The sequence below is a fragment of the Streptomyces sp. NPDC034670 genome, from assembly GCF_055574875.1.
In genome coordinates, this window is sequence record NZ_JBVITR010000006.1 from 132,901 (window position 1) to 151,635 (window position 18,735).

An 18,735-nucleotide genomic window follows, 5' to 3' on the forward strand; every position below is an offset into this window, starting at 1 on the left:
ACGGAGTCGGCCCCCCTCCCACCCCCGCCGACCAGGAAGACCCCCCCAATCAAAAGCAAGTCCCCCCCCCCCCTTGTTTCCCCCCCCCCCCCCCCCCCCCCCCCCCAGCACCCCACGAACCACCTGATCCAGCTCGTAGAAGAGAGCCCCGTTCGTGATCGGCATCCGCATCCCCGCCGAACTCCCGGCCGCCGCCGAGACCTACGGCGAAGCGGGCATCAAGGTCTTCCGCGTCCGCCGCAACAAGACCCCTTACGCAAACTGTCCGCGCTGCGACCGGCAGAGCAGCCTGTACATCAAGCACCGGCCCGAGGACTGCCAGTGCGGCGTCCCCACCTGCCACGGCTTCCACGCCGCCACCACCGACCTCGACCTGATCCGCAAGTGGTGGCGCGAAGAACCCGACGCCAACATCGGCGCCCCCTGCAAGCTCAACGGCTGGGCCGTCATCGACATCGACCCGCGCAACGGCGGCCGCGAGTCCTACCAGGCCCTGGAGAAGCGCGTGGGCGTCCTGCCTGGCACCACCATGCAGCTCACCGGCGGCGGCGGGCTCCACATGCTGTACCGGTCTCCCGACTTCGACCTGCCCGGCCTGCTCGGCCCCGGCATCGACTTCAAGCACAACGGCTACATCCTGCTTGCCCCCTCCGTGCACTCCTCCGGAGGCCGCTACCGGTGGGCGGGCAGCGGGGGGTACCTCGCTCCGACCGTCGCCTGGCCCGAGAAGCTGCTGCCCCGGAAGGCGAAGCGCCGGGTATCGTCCCCGCGGGCAACCCCGCGCCACCGCTTCCCCGCGCCGGAGAAGCCCGGCCAGCGGCCCGGCGGTGGGCGCATGTGGACCGTGGCCGACCTCGTCCAGCACGTCATGGACTCCCGACCCGAGGGCGACCGCAACAACCGCTTCTACTTCGCCGCGTGCCGCGCGCACGAGCTCGCCGAACAGAACCTCATCGATCTCAACGAAGCCGAAGTCGGCCTGATGTCCGCTGCGTCCGCGGTCGGCCTGACCGACTCCGAAGCCCGCGCCTCGTTCGACAGCGCGTCCACCCGTCCCTCTGACCGGGGGTGGGTGGCGTGACGACCGACTTCGAGCAGACCATGGACGCCTACTTCGGCCCGGACGGCGAGGAGCCGCCCGTCGACTGGGGTGACGTGGACGCGGCGCCCGCCGAGAACAAAGAGCCGGCGCCCCGCACGTGGGCGGCCCAAGATCTGCGGTCGGTCCTCGACGGCTCGTACAAGCCGCCGCAACCCACCGTCGGCCGTCGCGACGACGGCGTCGGCCTGTTCTACCCGGGCCGCATGAACAGCGTCGCCAGCGAGTCCGAGGCGGGCAAGACGTGGTTCGCCCTGATCGCCTGCTTGCAGGAGATCAACGACGGCAACCACGTTCTCTACCTCGACTTCGAGGACGATGCGGGCGGCGTTGTCGGTCGGCTCCTCTGCCTCGGGGCCAACCCGGCGGATGTCCTGGAACGCTTCCACTACGTCCGGCCCGAGAACTCACCCAGCGACATCGACCTCATCGACCTCGCCATGGTCCTGGAGCACAGCCCCACCCTGGCGATCGTCGACGGCGTCACCGAGGGCATGAGCCTCTTCGGCCTGGAGCTGAAGGACAACACCGACATCGCCAAGTTCGGGCGGCTTCTCCTGCGGCCGCTACAGAACGCCGGAGCCGCGGTCGTCACCCTCGACCACGTCGTCAAGTCCAGCGAGAACCGAGGCCGGTACAGCATCGGCGGCGTCCACAAGCTCAACGGCCTCAACGGCGTGATGTACATCCTCGAGAACCGGCGTCCGTTCGGCATCGGCGTCACCGGCAAATCCACCATCCGCGTCGCCAAGGACCGACCCGGCCAGATCCGCAAGAACGGACTGTCGCACTCCAGCGGCATGCACTGGTACGCCGACCTCGTGGTCAAGTCCGAGTCGCAGGAGTACGCCGAAGCTCACCTGTACGCGCCGAGCGTCCGCGACGAGGACGACCGCGAAGCCGACGAAGAAGCCCGCCGCATGCGCGCCCTTCAGGCCAAGGTCCTCGACGCGCTCGCCGGCGCACCGGGGCCGCTGCCCGGCAAGGGCATCGAGGACCGCGTCGCTGGCCGTGCCGTGGACGTGCGGCGGGCGGTCGCCGCCCTCGTCGACTCCGGCCGGATCGTGACCGAGCCGGGCCCCCGTGGCGCCACTCTCCACAGCCTCTCAACCGCTCCCACAAATGGGGATGAACCACCCGAAGGGGAGGCCGCTTGACCTCGTCCCGGGCATGGGACGAGGTCGTCTGTCCGACTCTGTCCCGCTTTATACACCGGTCCTGATCGACAGTCCACCGAAATGACCTCGTCCCACCTCGTCCCACCTCGTCCCGGACGAGGTCGTGAGTCCTCGTCCCTCGTCCCACTCTTTTAGGTGGGACGAGGACGAGGTCACACAGCGGGGCTCCAGAGGCGCAAGCCGCCGGGACGAGGTCAACCACCCGCCATAGGAGGCGCCCAATGCCCGTCTTCACCACCAGCCGGACCGAACCGTGAACGTCGACGACATCGTGGCGGAGAAGATCGCCGCCGCCCGCGCCCGCGCCGAAGCGGCTAAGGCCCGGCGCGCAGCCCTCAACGCCGCCCGGCAGCGCGGCCTCGCCCACCGGCACGCCCAACGCCTCCGCAACCAAGCCGCCGCCCGCACGACGGACGGAACCGTGACCGAGACGGTCACGGACGACACCACCGAGGAGACCCAGTGATCCCCGCCAACCGCCCCGCCTACGTGGCCCGTTACCGGCACCACAACAAGGCCACCGACACCACCCATCACTCCATCAAGCCCGTCGTCGCCTGGGACGACGACAAGACCGCCCTCGTCGTCGACGAGAAGACCGGCCGCCTCGTCGACGCCGACAGCTACAGCAACTTCGCCGGCCTCCACGAGGCCGACCTGCCGGTCGTCGTTTCGCTGCCCGGTGGCGGCTGGCTCGCCGAGCACCGTGACAGCGACGGCACTGTCTGGACGAGGACAGTCGTTGCCTGGAACGCCAAGAGCGACGGCGAGCTCGTGCCCGTCTGTGTCGACGCCGACGGCTTGACCGGCGACCCCTGCAACGACCACGGCTTCCTGCGGCTGTACCACCCCAGCGAGGAGCCGCCCGCACCCGAGCAGTCCACCTGACCCGCACACTCCGGCCGGGCCCGCGGATATCGGGCCCGGCCATCCATCCAGCATCCCGCCCGGCCGTCGCGGCGGCCAGCACCACCGCCCATAGGAGGCATCTCATGCTCACCACCGACAAGATCACCAACCGGTACGTCACCAGCGAGCAGGCCAAGCAGATCACCGACGAATGGAACCCCGTCTACCCGGCGGTCCGGCAGCACCTCACCGACCTCATCAAAGCTGGCACCGTCACCATCGCCCACCCGTCCCGGACCGATAGGCAGCTGGACCTTCGGCACCTCCGCCTCACGCTCGGCCAGCTCGACCGCGGCACGTTCAAGGGCTGCACGCGCAGCCCCGGCTCGTTCGACGTGACCCAAGCGGACTGGAGCCTGCGGGACGTCCTGCACGCCCTTCCCGACGGCCACCCGCTCCGTGACGCCGTGACCCGTCTCCGCAGGGTCCTGAAGGCCGTGCGCAGCGCCGTTTATGAAGCCCGCGAAAGCGACCCGGAGTGGCAGAAGCTCACGCAGAACGCTTCCTGATCCGCACGCAGTCGGCCGGGCCCGCGGTCATCGGGCCCGGCCTCCCACCCAGCATCCCGCAGATCAGGGCCATTCCGGTGACACCACCGGGATGGTCCGCCCCCCCGAAGGAGCCCGCCATGGCAGGCGAGACCGTGATCACCGTCGTCGGCAATCTGGTCGACGACCCCGAACTCCGCTTCACCCCGTCCGGCGCCGCGGTCGCCAAGTTCCGCATCGCGTCCACCCCGCGCACCTTCGACCGGCAGACCAACGAGTGGAAGGACGGCGAGGCGCTGTTCCTCACCTGCTCGGTGTGGCGCCAGGCCGCCGAGAACGTCGCTGAATCCCTCGCCCGCGGCATGCGCGTGATCGTGCAGGGCCGGCTGAAGCAGCGGTCCTACGAGGACCGTGAGGGCGTCAAGCGCACGGTGTACGAGCTGGACGTCGACGAGGTCGGTGCCAGCCTCGCCTACGCCACGGCCAAGGTGACGAAGAAGACCGGTGGCCAGCGGCAGGCGTCCGGCCCGGCCGGCGACGCGTGGGCGAACGCCCGGCCTGCGAACGGCCAGCAGCAGGGCGGCGGCTGGGGGTCCGCCCCGCCCGCCCAGCAGCAGCCCGCCGATGAGCCCCCGTTCTGATCAGGGAGACGACGTGACTGAGAACGAGATCATCCTGTTCTTCACCGGCCTGCTGGTCGGCGCGAACCTCATGGCCATGTGGCACGCGATCCTCGACATGCGCGAGGCCCGCCGCGACCTCGTCGAGTCCCACCAGGCCCGGCGCCGTGCGGCCGGCGACCACTTCCTGCGCAGTCTGGAGCTGTACCAGGTTCAGCAGCGCTACGGACTCGTCCCGTGAACGGCTGCGAGCTGTGCGGCGAGGATGCCGCGGGCCGGTACCTGTGCGAGCGGCACACCGTCGCTCTCGCCAAGCGGCTGGAGGAACTCCCGGTCCTGTACGCCGAGGTTGGCCAGTGCCTGGTGCCCCGCGGCCGCGGGTGGGGCGAGATCGTCGCCACCCGCGGCGGGGCCGGCCCGCGGTCCCCGCTCGACGAGGACGTCCTCGACACCGTGAACTGGGGCCGGGCAGCCGAGGTGATGCGGCTGTGGCGGGTGGACGTGCAGCGCGAGCGGTGGCCGCAGCACTCGCCGCCGCCCCCGCCGGCGGACCTCGCCGCAGACTGCCGCTGGCTCGGCATGGAGCTGGACTGGATCGTCGACCACTACCCGGGGACCGGGGACCTGTTCCGCGAGACGCGGGAGCTGGAGACGGCCGCCCGCTCGATCGTCGGCGATCCGGCCCCGCGGCCGCAGCGACTCGGGACGTGCGTTGCGGTCGACAGTGACGGTGTCGTCTGCGGTGCGGTCGTCTCTCGCCTGCCAGATCAGACCCGGGTGACGTGCCGGTGGTGCGGATACAGCTATAAGTCCGAGCAGGACTGGCTGCTGCTGCTTCACTTCCAGCCGAAGGAGGCAGCGTGAATGCATTGCATCCAACACCCGTGTTGGATAGAGTCGTCTCGATGGAACCGAAGCCCTGGCGGGAGCGGGTCCGCGACGAGGAAGAGCTGTTGGCGCAGCTCAACCAAGCCGCGTCCGAAGCCGCCGCGCGACGAGCCGAGGCCCTGCTCGAAGGAGTGGAGGAACTCGGCTCCCGAGCAGAGGTCGCCCGAGACTTGGGCCGCAGCTGGCAAGCAGTGGACCAAGCGATCAAGCGCTACCAGCGCAAGCGTCCGCCCGCGGACGCTCCCACAACCGAATAGACAGCGAGGGCCGGACAGCAGCTCCCAGGTGTTGGCGCACCCGGGGCGATCGCACCGCCCGACCCTCTACCGAACATCCTGACCACACCAGGAGTCGGCATGACCGATCTTTTCGCGGGCCCTGACACGCCCGCAAGTCACCCCACCCGCGAGCCGCTGTACGGCACGGCGGCCGACGCCGTCCGCGACCAGCTGCGCAAGCCCACCCAGCTCGACACCGCGATCAGCATCGCCCGCGAGATGGTCGCCACCTACGGCGACGCCAGCGGCTTCGACCTCTTCGCCTACGCCCAGGCGTTCGGCGCCACCCGCGAGGCCCTCCGCATCCTGCTCCGCGCCCTCGACGCCGAAGCGGGTGAGCGCCAGTGAGCACCGCACCCCGCAAGCAGGACCCCCGCTACCGGGACCACACCGTCATCCTGCAGACCCTCGACCACGGCGAGGTCACCGTGCCCGAACCGGCCTGGTGCCGCGGTCACGACGACGACCTCGTCGGGTACCTCGCCGACACCACCCACAACGGGCCCGCGGTCCGCGCCGACGCCGTCACCACCCAGTACGGCCTCCTGACGGTCATGGAGGCCCGCATCACCCAGGCCCCCCACGCGAAGCAGCGACCCGAACCGCTACCGCTGCTCGCCATCCACGTGGACGTCGACGCCACCGTCGCCACCGAGGACGGCCGGCACCTCGCCCAGGCCCTCCGAGTCGCCGCCCGCCGCCTCGACCGCGTCCTCGACGAGGTCGCCCGCCTGCGAGGTGAGCGCCGATGACCACCCGCACCCTCACCAAGGGCCAGGCCAGCGTCCTCGGCGCGGCCGCGGCCGCCATGGTTGCCGTCGGCGCCGCAGGCGGCTGGGGCACCTACAGCAACGCCGTCTCCGAGTTCGGCCGCCAGGCCACCGCCGCCGGCGTCGTCGCCGCCGGAGAGGGCCTGACCCTCATCCTCGCGATGGTGATGCTCGGCCGCACGATGCTCGGAATGTCCTCCCCGGCCGTCGTCCGCGCTGGCATGTGGCTCGCCCCGGTCTCCGCCTCGTGCATCGGCATCACGATCGCCGGCAGCGTCCGGGAGGCCGCGGTGTACGCGGTGACCCCGCTCGCCATGTCCGGCGCCGCCGAGGGCCTCGGGTTCATCGCCCGCAGCGTGGTCGTCTACCGCACCGGTGTGGACGCCGAGACGCTGCGCCGCAACGCCGACGTCGCCCGCCAGCTCGCGTTCTACCGCGCGGTCGCCGAGGGCCACCCCGGCAAGTGGAAGCGGTGGGCCGCCGTGCGCCGCTACTGGCGGCTCGCGAAGCACGTCGGCTTCGGTGATGCCGAGCTCGGCGCCGGCCTGGTCGATGTCCAGCGTCACCGCGTCCGAGAGGGAGCGGACGCGGCCCTCGCCGACATGTACCGCGCCCCGGCGGTCGAGGTGACCGTGGAGCGCGTCAAGGACGACCAGCCGGTCCCGCCCGCGCTGCCCGCCCGGCCGCTGCCCGAGGTGGTCCCGGCCGGCGCCCGCCTGCTGCCGATCGTCGCCCGCCCCCAGCCGGTCGGGATGGCCATCGACAAGGGGGCACCGAAGTACCAGCGGAACCCCTTCGTGCCGCGCTGGTCGGTCGCCCGGTCGGTCATGCCGCCGGTACCCGCGCTGGAGTCGGGGACGTTCTGGAGCCCCACGAAGGCCTCCGACCTGAGCCTCAAGAAGACCGCTTCGGTCCCCGCTGAGCAGCCCCGGCAGGTGGTCACCGCCACCGTCACCCTCACCCCGTCCGACCTGCGGCGACAGGCCCGCAGGCTGAACCGGGAGGCGGTCAGGTCGAACGGCCGGCCGGTGACCATCAAGACGCTGCAGGACGAACTCGGCCTGTCGCGTCGAGAAGCGACCAAGCTGCGGCACGAGGTCGTCGGGGGTGAGCGGTCATGAAGTGGCTGATCCTCGGCGCCCTGCTCGGCCTGCTGCTGACCACCCCGCAGGCGGCCGCCCTGACCACCACCACGGTCACCGCACTGACCGCCCAGCCGCTGCTGCTCGCGTTCGCCCTCGGTGCCGCAGCCCGCCCGCACCTGCCCCTCGCGGGGAGGCGGATCCGATGAGCGACCTTGAGAAGGCCGCCCGGGACGCGGTCGAGGCCGCCGACAACACCGAGCTGACTCGGCAGATCGCCGCGATCATCGCCGCCCAGCAGCTCCTCGCCCAGCAGCAGCCGCAGGCGCCGGCCTGCCAGCACCGGCAGGGCCGCAGCACCGGCGAGTGGCTCGGCATCGGCGCCGCCGTCTGCGTCGGCGGTGTGGGCCTGGCGTTCGCGTCCATCGCCATCGCCATCGGCGCCCTGTCCGTCGCGGTCCTCGCCCTGGTCCTCCGCTCCATCTGGCAGGACGCCCAGAAGAAACGCTGACCGGCTGACCAGCTGCCCGATCCGCCCGTCTCGCACGGGCGGTGAGGGGAGCCGGGACAGCCCCGGCCCACCTGATCCGGAAGGAGCCCGTCATGGGCCTGTTCAACTCCACCGCGAAGAAGGCCGCGATCCAGGCCGCCGTCAACGCCACCGCCGCCGCCACTGAGGCGATCAACACCTACGGCCGCAACTCGCAGAAGGCGCGGATCGCCATCGAGAACGCGAAGGCCGAGGTGTATGACGCCCGGCAGGCCGGCGCCACCGACGACGAGATCCGCGCCGCCCGCCCCGCCTGACCCACCCCTCACTGACCCGAGAGGAGCCCGTCATGGGCCTGTTCAGCCGCAAGTCGTCTCCGCCGACCGCCACGGTCGACCTGGACGTCGCCCGCCGTGCCGCCGAGGCCGTGAACCGCGGCGACGCCGAAGAGGCCGGCCGCATCGTCGACGCCACCAGCGACCCGCAGGCACACGCGCTCGCCGCCTTCCGCTACATCGACGTCGAGGAGGCGTGACCGTGCCCGCCACCAACCACGACGCCCTGTCCTGGGCCGAGATCGCCCGGGTCGTCGCCCTCGGCGCACAGATCCAGCGCCGCAAGGCCAAGGGCCGGGGCACCGCCCGGCTGGAGAAGCAGGCCGAGGAGATCATCGCCAAGGCCGAAGCCCGCGAAGCGGCCCGAAGGAAGTGAATCCGCCCCGGGGACGGCGTCCTGCGGCCAAGCTGTCCGCCGTCCCCGGGCCTTCCCAACCCCCAGAAGAGGCAGGAAGCCCCATCATGACCGAGACCGCTCCAGAGCGGGTCAACGGGCACGCGAACCCGCAGGTCTCCCTGCTGAAGTTCGCTCCCGAACAGCCTGCGCCCGCCCCGGGCGCCGAGCAGGCTGAGAAACCGCGCCGCCGGATCCACATCGACCACTTGCGCCGCATCGTCGTCCAGGTCCGCGCCGACGACGGATACCGCACCCTCGTCCGCCACGGCGCCTACACCCTGGGCGGTGCCCGCATCCTCGCCCGCCGCGCCTGGGACTCCCGCACCACCGCCCGCCACGAGCGGATGATGCGCGCCGCCGAGGCCGCCGGCAACGAAGAACTGGTGCGCACCTGGGAGCAGCGCGCCTACGCCTACCGCTTTGCTCGTCACCGCCGCCGCGTCGAGCTGCTGCAGATGGCCCTCAACGCCCCCAAGGCCATCGGCTCCGCCACGGCCACTGGTATCGGAGCCCTGCTGATGCTCGGCGTGCTGATCGCCCTGGGCACCGAGGACACCAGCGACATCTTCACCCCCATCAAGGCCGTCGTCGACTTCGTCGGCTGGGCCGCGTTCATCGCCGGAGTCGTGTGGGAGCCGCTGCTGTACTCCCTCCCCGTGCTCGCCCTCGCCGGCGCCTGGGCCGTCGGCCGCCACCAGCACACCGCCCCCACCTGGTCCCTGCCCGCGGACGCCGAAGACCGCGACATCGTCCCCGACGAAGGCGCCATCCTGCGCGCCCTGGGCAACCTCGGCATCGGCCCGCTGAACAAGGCCATCAAGGACGGCTGGCAGCCCCGCTGGGTCTCTCCGACCACCCGTTCCGGGAACGGCTGGCACACCCAGCTGCAGCTCCCCATGGGCGTCACCGTCGAAATGATCGCCGCCCGCAAGAACGTCCTCGCGCACAACCTGCTCCGCAAGCCGGTCGAGGTGTGGCCCACCGAGCCGCCGAAGATCCCCGGCACCCTGGACCTGTGGGTCGCTGACCAGGGATCCCTGTCCGGGCCCGTCCCGCCCTGGCCGCTCCTCACCGAAGGCACCGCCGATTACTTCAAGGGCGTGCCCGTCGCCGTCTCCCAGCGCGGCGAACCCATCCTCGGCAAGCTCATGGCCGCCAACTGGATGGTCGGCGGCATCATGGGCTCCGGCAAGTCGAGCCTGGTCATCGCTCTGCTGCTCGGCGCGATCCTGGACCCGCTCGTCGAGGTCGAGGCCTACGTCATGGCGTACAACGTCGACTACGACCCGCTCAAGCCCCGCCTGCGCGCCCTGATCAAGGGCGACGAGGACGAGCAGATCGAGGCCGCCGTGCGCGCCCTGCGCCGCCTGCGGGACGAGGTGACCGAACGGGGCAAGCTCCTGGAGGAGCTGGGCGGCGAGAACACCAAGCTCACCCGGGAACTCGCCCTGAAAGACCCGCGGATGCGCCCGAAGGTCGTCGTCTTCGACGAGTGCCACGAGCTGTTCATGCACAAGGAGCACGGCAAGGAGGCCGCTGAACTCGCTGTGAAGGTGATGAAGAAGGCCCGCAAGACCGGCATCACCCTGATCTGGGTCACCGTCTCCCCCACGGCGGACAGCATCCCGCGCGACGTCACCCGCAACACCAGCCACCGGGTGGCCTTCGCCGTCGGCGACCACGTCGCCAACGACGGCCTGCTCGGCTCCGGCAAGCACAAGGCCGGCGTCACCGCGACCACCCTCATCCCCGGCGAGGACATCGGCACCGCCGTCACCGTCGGCTTCACCAACAAGCCGTTCGAGGTGATCCGCTCCCACTACGTCGCCCGCGACCCGGAGAAGGGCATCGACGAAGTCACACCCGTCGTCGAGCGCGCCCTGGGCCTACGCGACGGCGTCGAGCCCGGCGCCGAGCCCGAGCACCAGGAAGCCGACCCGCTCGCCGACGTCGCCGCCGTCCTCGGCGACGAGCCGCGCATGCTCACCCAGGAGGTCCTCCACCGGCTCGCCGAACGCAACCCGGCCGCCTACCGCGAGTGGGGCCCGACCGACCTCAAGGCCGCCCTGGAGCCGTTCGGCGCCGAGCAGTACAAGAGCGGCGGCAAGTCCATGGTCTCCCGCGACCGCGTCCAGGACGCCATCCTCGACCGGCTCGCCGACACCGAAGACGACTGAGGGAGCCGCCAAGATCGAGGGAGTTCTCCCCGCCCGGCTCCCCAACCCGCCTCCCTCGCCATGACCTGCACAAACACCCAGTGAGGGAGGCGAGGGAGGCAACCGCAGAGAGGCCCGGATCCCGCTGGATCCGGGCCCTTCGCCTCCCCCGCCTGGCCTCCCTCCCCGGGGCATCATGGGGTCATGGAGTCGCAGATCATCCGGCCCGGGCACCTCACCGCACACCAGACCGCGCGCCTGCTCGGCGTGTCCCTCACCGGCCTCCGCAGCATCGTCCACCGCGGCCAGCTCACCCGCTCCGGCGGCACCCCGCGCCAGCCCTGGTACGCCGCCAAGGACGTCGCCGCCCTCGCCGCCAAGCGCGCCGCACGCGCCGCCGCTTGACCGCAGGTCAGGCCAAGTGCAACGATCTCGGTGAACAACTGTGCCCGCACGCGGCACCACAGACGCACGACGAAGCCCCCGCGCTCCTTCACCAGCCGGGGGCTTCGTCGTGCCCAGACGTCCGCGCAGGGCACCAACCTGGATCGCTCACGACGTGCGGGTTGCTGCTGGCGCACGCCCTGCGCGGACCCCCAACGTCACAGGACAGGCACAACGCACCCAGACGGTCCCCACAGAGCCGATGATGGCCCCGCCAGCATCAGCACACCGTGGGGGCCGCATGAGCCAGTACAGAGACATTCAGACCGCCGTCAGAGTCGAGAAGCTCCGCATCTGGTTCGCCTGGATCTGCGGCAACATCATCTTGCTGATCATCGCCAACGGCACCAAGGACATCGCCGTCGTCAGCACCATCACCCTGGTACTGCTCATCGTCGGCTTCCTCGCACTGACCGTCGCCCTGTTCCGCATGACCGGGGCCCTGAACCGCAAGGCGCTGGCCGCCCGCCGCGAGGTCCTCGGCGACGACCTGTAGGAGGTGGCGCCCGTGGCCGGCAATCCGCGCAACGGGCGCCCCTACCGCCGCCTCGTCGACTGGCTCCGCGCCCAGCGCCTGCCCTGCTGGATCTGCGGCCACAACATCGGCTACGACCTCGACGTCCGGCACCCGCTCAGCTTCACCCTCGACCACGAGACGCCCCTGTCCAAGGGCGGCAGCCTCCTCGACCCGGCCAACGCCCGGCCCGCGCACCGCCGGTGCAACAGCAGCCGCGGCAACCGCACCACCCAGCCCAAGGCAGCACCACAGCGCGCATCACGGAGGTGGTGACCGTGCGCTACCGCTACCCCAGTGAGTGCCGCACGGCACCGGAGTACTGGCTGTGCTTTGCCCTCGCCGAATCTCGCGAGTTCGCTTACGTCGTACCCCGCCGCATCGCCTGCCGCCTCTTCGGCCGCCACAACGTAACGTGCCGTGGCCGACAGAGCTGCCCACGGCGGTGACGCCCCGTGCTGTACGTCATCACCGGACCGCCGGCCGCAGGCAAGAGCTCCTGGATCGACGCGCACGCCAAGCCGCACGACGTGGTCATCGACCTGGACCGCATCACCCAGGCCCTCACCGGCCCCGGCGCCCCGGCCTGGAACCAGCACCCGCTGCACCTGCGCGTCGCCCACCGCGCACGGTACGCAGCCATCGACGAGGCGCTGCAGCTGCTCGACCGGCTGGACGTCTACCTCATCCACACCATGCCCAGCCCCAAGGCGCTGGCCAAGTACAAGCGGTACAAGGCGCGCATCGTGGTGGTCGACCCGGGCGAAGCGATCGTCATGGCGCGGATCCAGGCCATGCGCTCCCCCGAGATGGAGAGGGTGGCCACCCGGTGGTACCGGGCCCGGGCGGGCCGGCCCCGAGAGGCCATGCCGCAGGCGTCGCGGTCGTGGTGACGCAGCGTCGCTCAGCGTCGCTGCGCAGCGCGAACCGCGACCGCGAACATGATCGAAGCGCGTTCGGACCATGATCGGCCGGGGAGAGTGGGTCAAAAGTCCAGCGCGGTACCGGGCGACCCAAAAGCCCTTGTCGCCCGATTTTTTACACGGGGCCTGTACTCGCTAATCACCGCGAACTCAGGTGGGTCGAATTAGTGGACCGTCACTCTGTGTGATGTGACGCTGTGTGATGGCCGGGGGGTGATCATGGCGACCAACGTGGAGGCGGTCGAGGCCGAGCTCGAACAGATGCGGATCACCGATCGCGCCCCTGGCCTCGCGCAGCTCGCCCTCACTCTCGCCCGGCTGATGGACGGGGAGGACGGGGCAACCGCGAAGGCGAACGTCGGCCGCGAGCTCCGGGCCACCATGACAGAGCTGCGCAAGCTCGCCCCGGTCGCTGCGGAGGCGGACCGGGTGGACGAGCTGGCGAAGAAGCGCCAGGACGGGAGGATCCGTGCTCGCCGAGCCTGAGCTGTTGCGCGGCGCCCAGCGGCCCCGGCTGTTCACCGCGCCGCCGACGTTCCTGTCCTCGGCCGGACGGGAGGCGGTGGAGCTGGCCGCGCACGCCGGCCTGGACCTGATGCCGTGGCAGCAGCACGTCCTGGACGTCGGCCTGCGCGAGCGGGATGACGGACAGTGGGCCGCGTTCGAGTGCGCGGTCAACGTGCCGAGGCAGAACGGCAAGGGCGGCATCATCGAGGCCAGAGAGTTGGCCGGGCTGTTCCTGCTGGGCGAGCGCCTGATCATCCACTCCGCGCACGAGTTCAAGACGAGCCGGGTCGCGTTCCAGCGCATCCAATCCCTGATCCTTGGGTGCCCTGACCTGCGCAAACGCGTGAAGCGGATGCTGAACAACACGACCGAGACGTCCATCACGCTGGTCACCGGGCAGAGCCTGCAGTTCATCGCCCGGTCCGGCGGCTCCGGCCGCGGCTGGACCGGGGACTGCAACATCCTCGACGAGGCGATGATCCTCGGCGACGACGCCATGGGCGCGCTGATGCCGACCATGTCCGCGGTGGAGAACCCGCAGCTGTGGTACCTGGGCAGTGCCGGGATCGGCGCCCCGTCGGTCCAGCTCGCGCGCCTGCGCCGGCGGGCCCTCGCCGCGCTGGAGTCGGGGCAGCCCGACCCGTCGCTGGCGTACTTCGAGTGGTCGGTGGACCCGCACCTAGACGAGTGCCCGCCCGCCTGTACCGACCACGACAGCTCGGACGATCCGGCGTCGTGGGCGAAGGCGAACCCGTCACTGGGCTACCTGATCACCCCGGAGTTCGTCCGCAACGAACAGGCCTCGCTGGGATCGAGCGGCATCTTCGAGCGCGAGCGCCTCGGGGTGGGCGACTACCCGTCCGACGAGGCCGACACCTGGCAGGTCATCGGCGAGGACGCCTGGCGGGCCCTGGCCGCCGCTGACAGCTCCCCGTCGGATCCGGTGGCGTTCGCCATCGACATGACCCCCGAGCGGTCCCACGCGGCAATCGCCGTGGCGGGCGAGTGGCGGGGCGGCACGCACGTCGAGGTCGTCGACCACCGGCCCGGCACCGGCTGGATCCTGGACCGCGCTGCGGACCTGCACGCAAAGTGGCAGCCGCGCTGCTGGGTCGTCGACGCCGCTGGGCCGGCCGGATCGCTCATCGCCGACCTCGAGGAACGCCTCGGCGTCGAGATCGTGCAGCCGAAGGGCCGCGAGGTCGCCGCGGCCTGCGGTCAGTTCTTCGACGCCGTGGCCGAACAAACCCTGTCCCACCTGGACCAGGCTCCCCTGGCCTCGGCCCTGGCAGGCGCACAGAAGCGCCCGCTCGGCGACGCCTGGGCCTGGGCCCGCCGGATCGTCTCCGTGGACATCAGCCCGCTGGTGGCAGCGACGCTCGCCCGGTGGGGGCTCGGCGTCGAGGTGGAAGAGGAAGGGGCGCCGAACCTGTGGTGAGAACCGCCCTGCACCTGCTGGAGTTCCTGTTCGTGCTCACCGTCCTCGCCGGCGTCGCCCTCGTCTACGTGCCCGCAGCGCTCATCCTGGGCGGCCTGGCGGGCGTTGTGGCCGTCGAGCGGGTCCTCGCCCAGCCGCCGCCGACCCCCCGTAAGGAGGCGCGGTCATGAGCCTGTTCGGCCTGTTCGAGCGACGAGCGACGGTGGAGAACCCGGCGGTGCCGCTGACCTCCGCCAACCTGGTCAGCCTGCTGGGCGGTACGGCCGGTGAGTCCGGGGTGCAGGTCACGGAGACCAGCGGGATGCGCATGCCGGCTGTGTGGCGGGCCGTCGCGGTCATCGCGAACGTGGCCGCCGCACTGCCGCTGCACACCTACGCCGCGGGCACCCGGGACCGCACCACGGTGGCGCTGCTGGAGGATCCGCACCCGGAGCTGACCCCGTTCGAGCTGTGGCGGCTGGTGTACGTGCACCGGCTGCTGTGGGGTAACGCCTACCTGCAGAAGGTCCGCAACCGGGCCGGGGCCGAGGTTGTGCAGCTGTGGCCGATCCGCCCGGACCGGGTGAAGGTCGACCGGGAGGCACCGACCCCGGAGAACCCGGGCGGGAAGGTGTTCTGGGTCCAGGACGACAACGGGGTGCGGCAGCGGCTGACGTCCCGGGAGATCCTGCACCTGCCTGCCCTCGGGTACGACGGTGTGACCGGCTGCTCGCCGATCCGTGCGGCGGCCGAGGGCATCGGCCTGGGGCTGGCGGCGGAGAAGGCGGCCGCGCGGCTGTACGGCTCCGGGAACATGATCTCTGGGGTGCTGCAGACCGAGCAGCGGCTGACCGCCGAGCAGGCCGCGCAGCTCAAGGCCAACTGGAAGGCCAAGCTGTCCGGGTACGAGTCGGCCGGCGACATCGCCGTCCTCGACTCCGGGGCGTCGTTCCAGCCGGTGACGATGCCGTACCGCGACAGCCAGTTCCTGGAGTCCCGGCAGTTCCAGGTCGTCGAGGTGGCCCGCATGTTCGGCGTGCCGCCGTTCCTGCTGATGTCCACGGAGAAGAGCACGTCGTGGGGCACCGGGCTGGAACAGCAGGCGCAGGGCTTCGTCACCTGGGACCTGGCTCCGACGTGGCTGACGCCGACCGAGCAGCGCGTCACCAAGGAGCTGCTGGGCACCGACCAGTACGCCAAGTACCAGCTTGGCGGGCTGCTCAGGGGGGACAGTTCGGCGCGGGCGACGTTCTACCGGGCGATGCGCGACACCGGCGCGTTCTCCGCGGACGACATCCGCGAGCTCGAGGACCTCACGCCGATCGGCGGGCCCGAGGGCAGCATGCGACTGCAGCCCACCTACATGGCCCCGCTGGGCAGCGACCCGCTCGCCGCGCAGTCCGCACCGGCGGACGCCGAACCCGACGACCGCGCCGCGCGCGCTGCCCGGCACCTGGCGGCCGCGCACCGACTACTGACCCCCGAGCCCGAGCCAGTCCGCGAGGAAGGCGCCGAAGATGACCAGCAGGAATGAGGAGCGCCGCGACCTCACCCTGGCGACGGCCGGGGTGCAGCTGCGCGCGGCCGGAGATGACCAGGGCGTGCGCGGCTTCGACGGCCACGCCGCCGTATTCAACCAGCGCACTGCGATCGGCAACCCGCTGACGTGGGGGTTCTACGAGGAGATCGCGCCGGGCGCCTTCACGAAGACCCTGTCCGAGGGCGACGCCCGGTTCCTCGTCGACCACGACACCCGCCTGGTCGTCTCCCGGGTGTCGGCCGGCAGCCTGCGTCTGACGCAGGACCAGATCGGTCTGGCCGTCGACGCGGACCTCGACACGCGCCTGTCCTACGTCGGGGACCTGGTCGTGAACCTGGAGAACAAGAACGTCACCGGTATGAGCTTCGGGTTCCGCACCGTGAAGGACGACTGGGAGACCGTGAGCGTCTCCACGTCCGAGGGCGACATGGAGGCCGAGCTGCGCATCATCCGCGAGGTGCAGCTCTTCGAGGTCAGCGCCGTCACGTTCCCCGCCTACGAGGGCACCGACGCCGCGCTGCGCTCCGTCGGCGTGGCGCTCGCCGCACGCGGCGACGACGGAGCGTTCGACCGTCGGGCCGCGCACCGGCCCGAACTCAACGACTTCCGCCGCGAGCCGGCCGCCCCTGCGGCCACTCGGGGCAGCGACGCGACCCAGCCGGGAGAGACCACTGGGGGCCGTCAGGCGAGGCAGATGGAGCTGCTCGCCGCCCGCTACCGCCTGGCGCGGTAGCCGCACCCACCAACCATCCCCCAGCCCCTCGCCACCGGTGTGGGGCCCTTCGTGCTGGAGGCACACATGCCCACCCTGAAGGATCTGCTCGACCAGCGCGCCAGCGCCTGGGACGCCGCACAGAAGTTCCAGGACCGCGCGGCCACGGAGACGGAGCTGTCCGCCGAGGACCGCGCGGCCTGGGACGCCGCCCTCGCCGACGTCGAGCGGCTGTCCGCCGACATCGAGCGCGAGGAGCGCCACCAGCGCCTCGCGAGCGTCGACTACTCGCAGGTCATCGACGTGACCCGGGACGCCGACGAGGAGCGGCACGGCGGCCCCGACAAGGCCGAGGCCTACGCCAGCGCCTGGCGCTCCTGGGTCCGCGAAGGCACCACCGAGCTGACCAGCGAGGAGCGCGCCGCGCTGCGCACCGGCTGGATCGACGGCAAGGAGCTGCGCGCCCAGGGCGTGGCCACCGGCGCGGCCGGCGGCTACATGGTCCCGGCGCCGTTCCGGGCCAAGCTCGTCGAGACGATGGAGTTCTACAGCTCCATGCGGGACGTCGCCGAGGTCATCACGACCGAGACCGGCGCCACGCTGCCGTGGCCGACGAACGACGACACCGCGAACGTGGGCGCCATCCTGGCGGAGAACACGCAGGTCACCGAGCAGGACGTGACGCTGGGGACGAACGACATCGGCGCGTACATGTACACGTCGAAGCTGGTCCGGGTTTCCCTGCAGCTGCTCAACGACAGTGCGTTCGACCTGGAATCCTGGCTGGCCGGCGTCCTCGGTCGCCGGATCGGACGCGCGCAGAACATCCACTTCACCACGGGTACGGGCACCGCCCAGCCGGAGGGCGTGCAGACCAACGCCGTCATCGGGAAGACCGGCGCGTCCGGGCAGACCACCACGGTCACCTACGACGACCTGATCGACCTCATCCACTCCGTGGACCCCGCGTACCGCAACTCCGGCCGGGCCCGGTTCATGCTCAACGACGCCACCCTGGCAGCGGCCCGGAAGCTCAAGGACGGCCAGAACCGGCCGCTGTGGGAGCCGTCCGTGCAGGTCGGCGTCCCGGACGGGCTGCTGGGCTACAACTACACGATCAACCAGGACATGCCCGTCATGGCGGCCGGTGCCAAGAGCATCCTGTTCGGCGACTTCTACGCCGGCTACCTCATCCGCGACGTGCAGGACGTGCAGCTGCTGCGCCTCGCCGAGCGGTACGCGGACTACCTCCAGGTCGGCTTCCTCGCGTTCGCGCGCACCGACGGCACCCCGCAGGACACGGCCGCCTACCGCGCCTACGCCAACGCGGCCGCCTGACCCAGCTCTCCGGCCCACTCACAGGAAGGGACGCCCTCATGGCGACCAGCCCGAAGAAGGAGACCCCGGACAGCGGGGTCACGCAGAACAAGCCCACCGCGAAGGCCGCCGAGCACGGCGACCACGACCGCATCGTCATGGCCTCCCGCAAGGCGGACGGCTCCATGGACCAGGTCAACCCCGAGTTCATCGGGGACAAGGACACGGCGATCGCCGCGGCCAAGGAACAGCTGGCCGTGCAGGCGGTGTCCGCCGTCGACGTTGCCGCGCGCGGCGTGGCCGCCGGTCCGGCCGCCGACGGCACCGGGTCCTCGGAGCCGGACGCCGAGATCAAGGCGCTCAAGGAGGAGCAGGACAAGGCCGTCGAGGAGGCCAAGGCGAAGGCCGAGCGCGAGGTCGAGCAGCGGCACCAGGGGCTCGGCGACTGATGGCCCGCATCCGCATGCTGACCAGCGTGGCGGGTGAGGGCTTCTCCTGGCGGGCCGGGGAGGAGATCGACCTTCCCGGCCCGGAGGCGGCGAAGTGGGCGGACGGGGTGCGCGCCGAGCTGGTGCGCACCGCGCCCGTCGAGACGCCCGAGCAGACCAGCACCGAGACGACCGCCCGCCGGGCCCGCCGCAAGACGCCGCCGCGCGGCCAGTCGTAGGAGG

30 protein-coding genes are annotated in these 18,735 nt (G+C 71.2%); all 30 read left to right on the forward strand.

Annotation, left to right across the window (positions count from 1 at the left end; translation table 11 throughout):
- Window positions 1-154: 154 nt before the first annotated feature.
- Entirely contained in the window at window positions 155-1,081 is a 927-nt protein-coding gene (locus tag ACZ56B_RS06755; RefSeq protein WP_468786993.1) for a bifunctional DNA primase/polymerase, read from the forward strand.
- A complete protein-coding gene (locus ACZ56B_RS06760) occupies window positions 1,078-2,256 on the forward strand; it encodes an AAA family ATPase (RefSeq protein ID WP_468786995.1) in 1,179 nt (392 codons plus the stop codon). Before ACZ56B_RS06755 ends, ACZ56B_RS06760 begins: the two co-directional genes overlap by 4 nt.
- A 274-nt stretch (window positions 2,257-2,530) precedes the next feature.
- Complete coding sequence (locus ACZ56B_RS06765; RefSeq protein ID WP_468786997.1) at window positions 2,531-2,743, forward strand: hypothetical protein; 213 nt, start codon at window positions 2,531-2,533, stop codon at window positions 2,741-2,743.
- Window positions 2,740-3,165, forward strand: a complete 426-nt coding sequence (locus ACZ56B_RS06770; protein WP_468786999.1) for a hypothetical protein — start codon at window positions 2,740-2,742, stop codon at window positions 3,163-3,165. Before ACZ56B_RS06765 ends, ACZ56B_RS06770 begins: the two co-directional genes overlap by 4 nt.
- Window positions 3,166-3,269: 104 nt before the next feature.
- The gene (locus ACZ56B_RS06775) at window positions 3,270-3,695 is read left to right on the forward strand and encodes a hypothetical protein (protein ID WP_468787001.1); all 426 of its coding nucleotides are present in this window, start codon (window positions 3,270-3,272) and stop codon (window positions 3,693-3,695) included.
- Between the two features lie 119 nt (window positions 3,696-3,814).
- Window positions 3,815-4,315 carry a single-stranded DNA-binding protein gene (locus ACZ56B_RS06780; RefSeq protein ID WP_468787003.1) on the forward strand — a complete coding sequence of 167 codons (501 nt, stop codon included), beginning with the start codon at window positions 3,815-3,817 and terminating at the stop codon, window positions 4,313-4,315.
- Between the two features lie 13 nt (window positions 4,316-4,328).
- Window positions 4,329-4,535 carry a hypothetical protein gene (locus ACZ56B_RS06785; RefSeq protein WP_468787005.1) on the forward strand — a complete coding sequence of 69 codons (207 nt, stop codon included), beginning with the start codon at window positions 4,329-4,331 and terminating at the stop codon, window positions 4,533-4,535.
- Window positions 4,532-5,158, forward strand: a complete 627-nt coding sequence (locus ACZ56B_RS06790) for a hypothetical protein (protein WP_468787007.1) — start codon at window positions 4,532-4,534, stop codon at window positions 5,156-5,158. The genes ACZ56B_RS06785 and ACZ56B_RS06790 overlap by 4 nt, the downstream gene beginning before the upstream one ends.
- A 41-nt stretch (window positions 5,159-5,199) precedes the next feature.
- Entirely contained in the window at window positions 5,200-5,439 is a 240-nt protein-coding gene (locus ACZ56B_RS06795) for a hypothetical protein (RefSeq protein WP_468787009.1), read from the forward strand.
- Between the two features lie 99 nt (window positions 5,440-5,538).
- Window positions 5,539-5,808: a hypothetical protein gene (locus ACZ56B_RS06800; RefSeq protein ID WP_468787011.1), complete on the forward strand. Its 270-nt coding sequence runs from the start codon at window positions 5,539-5,541 to the stop codon at window positions 5,806-5,808.
- Window positions 5,805-6,212 (forward strand): DUF6907 domain-containing protein, encoded by a 408-nt coding sequence (locus ACZ56B_RS06805; protein ID WP_468787013.1) that lies wholly within the window; start codon window positions 5,805-5,807, stop codon window positions 6,210-6,212. Before ACZ56B_RS06800 ends, ACZ56B_RS06805 begins: the two co-directional genes overlap by 4 nt.
- Window positions 6,209-7,351 carry a conjugal transfer protein gene (locus ACZ56B_RS06810; protein ID WP_468787015.1) on the forward strand — a complete coding sequence of 381 codons (1,143 nt, stop codon included), beginning with the start codon at window positions 6,209-6,211 and terminating at the stop codon, window positions 7,349-7,351. Before ACZ56B_RS06805 ends, ACZ56B_RS06810 begins: the two co-directional genes overlap by 4 nt.
- The gene (locus ACZ56B_RS06815; RefSeq protein WP_468787017.1) at window positions 7,348-7,521 is read left to right on the forward strand and encodes a hypothetical protein; all 174 of its coding nucleotides are present in this window, start codon (window positions 7,348-7,350) and stop codon (window positions 7,519-7,521) included. Before ACZ56B_RS06810 ends, ACZ56B_RS06815 begins: the two co-directional genes overlap by 4 nt.
- Window positions 7,518-7,823, forward strand: a complete 306-nt coding sequence (locus tag ACZ56B_RS06820) for a hypothetical protein (protein WP_468787019.1) — start codon at window positions 7,518-7,520, stop codon at window positions 7,821-7,823. The genes ACZ56B_RS06815 and ACZ56B_RS06820 overlap by 4 nt, the downstream gene beginning before the upstream one ends.
- 92 nt (window positions 7,824-7,915) lie before the next feature.
- The gene (locus ACZ56B_RS06825) at window positions 7,916-8,119 is read left to right on the forward strand and encodes a hypothetical protein (protein WP_468787021.1); all 204 of its coding nucleotides are present in this window, start codon (window positions 7,916-7,918) and stop codon (window positions 8,117-8,119) included.
- Between the two features lie 32 nt (window positions 8,120-8,151).
- Window positions 8,152-8,337, forward strand: coding sequence for a hypothetical protein (locus tag ACZ56B_RS06830; RefSeq protein WP_468787023.1), 186 nt, complete (start codon window positions 8,152-8,154; stop codon window positions 8,335-8,337).
- Complete coding sequence (locus ACZ56B_RS06835) at window positions 8,334-8,513, forward strand: hypothetical protein (RefSeq protein WP_468787025.1); 180 nt, start codon at window positions 8,334-8,336, stop codon at window positions 8,511-8,513. The genes ACZ56B_RS06830 and ACZ56B_RS06835 overlap by 4 nt, the downstream gene beginning before the upstream one ends.
- An 86-nt stretch (window positions 8,514-8,599) precedes the next feature.
- On the forward strand, window positions 8,600-10,711 hold the full coding sequence (locus tag ACZ56B_RS06840) for an FtsK/SpoIIIE domain-containing protein (protein ID WP_468787026.1): 2,112 nt from the start codon (window positions 8,600-8,602) through the stop codon (window positions 10,709-10,711).
- 183 nt (window positions 10,712-10,894) lie between these two features.
- Window positions 10,895-11,095: a hypothetical protein gene (locus ACZ56B_RS06845; protein WP_468787028.1), complete on the forward strand. Its 201-nt coding sequence runs from the start codon at window positions 10,895-10,897 to the stop codon at window positions 11,093-11,095.
- Window positions 11,096-11,375: 280 nt separating this feature from the next.
- Window positions 11,376-11,630, forward strand: a complete 255-nt coding sequence (locus ACZ56B_RS06850) for a hypothetical protein (protein WP_468787030.1) — start codon at window positions 11,376-11,378, stop codon at window positions 11,628-11,630.
- Between the two features lie 12 nt (window positions 11,631-11,642).
- Complete coding sequence (locus ACZ56B_RS06855) at window positions 11,643-11,924, forward strand: HNH endonuclease (RefSeq protein ID WP_468787032.1); 282 nt, start codon at window positions 11,643-11,645, stop codon at window positions 11,922-11,924.
- 179 nt (window positions 11,925-12,103) lie between these two features.
- Window positions 12,104-12,541: an AAA family ATPase gene (locus ACZ56B_RS06860; protein WP_468787034.1), complete on the forward strand. Its 438-nt coding sequence runs from the start codon at window positions 12,104-12,106 to the stop codon at window positions 12,539-12,541.
- 249 nt (window positions 12,542-12,790) lie between these two features.
- A complete protein-coding gene (locus ACZ56B_RS06865) occupies window positions 12,791-13,057 on the forward strand; it encodes a hypothetical protein (protein WP_468787036.1) in 267 nt (88 codons plus the stop codon).
- Window positions 13,041-14,516: a terminase gene (locus ACZ56B_RS06870; protein WP_468787038.1), complete on the forward strand. Its 1,476-nt coding sequence runs from the start codon at window positions 13,041-13,043 to the stop codon at window positions 14,514-14,516. Before ACZ56B_RS06865 ends, ACZ56B_RS06870 begins: the two co-directional genes overlap by 17 nt.
- On the forward strand, window positions 14,510-14,686 hold the full coding sequence (locus ACZ56B_RS06875) for a hypothetical protein (protein WP_468787040.1): 177 nt from the start codon (window positions 14,510-14,512) through the stop codon (window positions 14,684-14,686). Before ACZ56B_RS06870 ends, ACZ56B_RS06875 begins: the two co-directional genes overlap by 7 nt.
- Window positions 14,683-16,029, forward strand: a complete 1,347-nt coding sequence (locus ACZ56B_RS06880) for a phage portal protein (protein ID WP_468787042.1) — start codon at window positions 14,683-14,685, stop codon at window positions 16,027-16,029. The genes ACZ56B_RS06875 and ACZ56B_RS06880 overlap by 4 nt, the downstream gene beginning before the upstream one ends.
- Window positions 16,013-16,768, forward strand: coding sequence for an HK97 family phage prohead protease (locus ACZ56B_RS06885; protein ID WP_468787044.1), 756 nt, complete (start codon window positions 16,013-16,015; stop codon window positions 16,766-16,768). Before ACZ56B_RS06880 ends, ACZ56B_RS06885 begins: the two co-directional genes overlap by 17 nt.
- A 66-nt stretch (window positions 16,769-16,834) precedes the next feature.
- Window positions 16,835-18,085 carry a phage major capsid protein gene (locus ACZ56B_RS06890; RefSeq protein ID WP_468787046.1) on the forward strand — a complete coding sequence of 417 codons (1,251 nt, stop codon included), beginning with the start codon at window positions 16,835-16,837 and terminating at the stop codon, window positions 18,083-18,085.
- A gap of 38 nt (window positions 18,086-18,123) precedes the next feature.
- Window positions 18,124-18,513 (forward strand): hypothetical protein, encoded by a 390-nt coding sequence (locus ACZ56B_RS06895; protein WP_468787048.1) that lies wholly within the window; start codon window positions 18,124-18,126, stop codon window positions 18,511-18,513.
- Window positions 18,513-18,731, forward strand: a complete 219-nt coding sequence (locus ACZ56B_RS06900) for a hypothetical protein (protein ID WP_468787050.1) — start codon at window positions 18,513-18,515, stop codon at window positions 18,729-18,731. Before ACZ56B_RS06895 ends, ACZ56B_RS06900 begins: the two co-directional genes overlap by 1 nt.
- Window positions 18,732-18,735 lie beyond the last annotated feature (4 nt).

Bases quoted from the DNA above. Each gene is read 5' to 3' on its own strand.
- ACZ56B_RS06775 (WP_468787001.1), top strand. From the start codon at position 3,270: ATGCTCACCACCGACAAGATCACCAACCGGTACGTCACCAGCGAGCAG.
- ACZ56B_RS06780 (WP_468787003.1), top strand. From the start codon at position 3,815: ATGGCAGGCGAGACCGTGATCACCGTCGTCGGCAATCTGGTCGACGAC.
- ACZ56B_RS06795 (WP_468787009.1), top strand. From the start codon at position 5,200: ATGGAACCGAAGCCCTGGCGGGAGCGGGTCCGCGACGAGGAAGAGCTG.
- ACZ56B_RS06800 (WP_468787011.1), top strand. From the start codon at position 5,539: ATGACCGATCTTTTCGCGGGCCCTGACACGCCCGCAAGTCACCCCACC.
- ACZ56B_RS06810 (WP_468787015.1), top strand. From the start codon at position 6,209: ATGACCACCCGCACCCTCACCAAGGGCCAGGCCAGCGTCCTCGGCGCG.
- ACZ56B_RS06815 (WP_468787017.1), top strand. From the start codon at position 7,348: ATGAAGTGGCTGATCCTCGGCGCCCTGCTCGGCCTGCTGCTGACCACC.
- ACZ56B_RS06820 (WP_468787019.1), top strand. From the start codon at position 7,518: ATGAGCGACCTTGAGAAGGCCGCCCGGGACGCGGTCGAGGCCGCCGAC.
- ACZ56B_RS06825 (WP_468787021.1), top strand. From the start codon at position 7,916: ATGGGCCTGTTCAACTCCACCGCGAAGAAGGCCGCGATCCAGGCCGCC.
- ACZ56B_RS06830 (WP_468787023.1), top strand. From the start codon at position 8,152: ATGGGCCTGTTCAGCCGCAAGTCGTCTCCGCCGACCGCCACGGTCGAC.
- ACZ56B_RS06840 (WP_468787026.1), top strand. From the start codon at position 8,600: ATGACCGAGACCGCTCCAGAGCGGGTCAACGGGCACGCGAACCCGCAG.
- ACZ56B_RS06845 (WP_468787028.1), top strand. From the start codon at position 10,895: ATGGAGTCGCAGATCATCCGGCCCGGGCACCTCACCGCACACCAGACC.
- ACZ56B_RS06850 (WP_468787030.1), top strand. From the start codon at position 11,376: ATGAGCCAGTACAGAGACATTCAGACCGCCGTCAGAGTCGAGAAGCTC.
- ACZ56B_RS06865 (WP_468787036.1), top strand. From the start codon at position 12,791: ATGGCGACCAACGTGGAGGCGGTCGAGGCCGAGCTCGAACAGATGCGG.
- ACZ56B_RS06880 (WP_468787042.1), top strand. From the start codon at position 14,683: ATGAGCCTGTTCGGCCTGTTCGAGCGACGAGCGACGGTGGAGAACCCG.
- ACZ56B_RS06885 (WP_468787044.1), top strand. From the start codon at position 16,013: ATGACCAGCAGGAATGAGGAGCGCCGCGACCTCACCCTGGCGACGGCC.
- ACZ56B_RS06890 (WP_468787046.1), top strand. From the start codon at position 16,835: ATGCCCACCCTGAAGGATCTGCTCGACCAGCGCGCCAGCGCCTGGGAC.
- ACZ56B_RS06895 (WP_468787048.1), top strand. From the start codon at position 18,124: ATGGCGACCAGCCCGAAGAAGGAGACCCCGGACAGCGGGGTCACGCAG.
- ACZ56B_RS06900 (WP_468787050.1), top strand. From the start codon at position 18,513: ATGGCCCGCATCCGCATGCTGACCAGCGTGGCGGGTGAGGGCTTCTCC.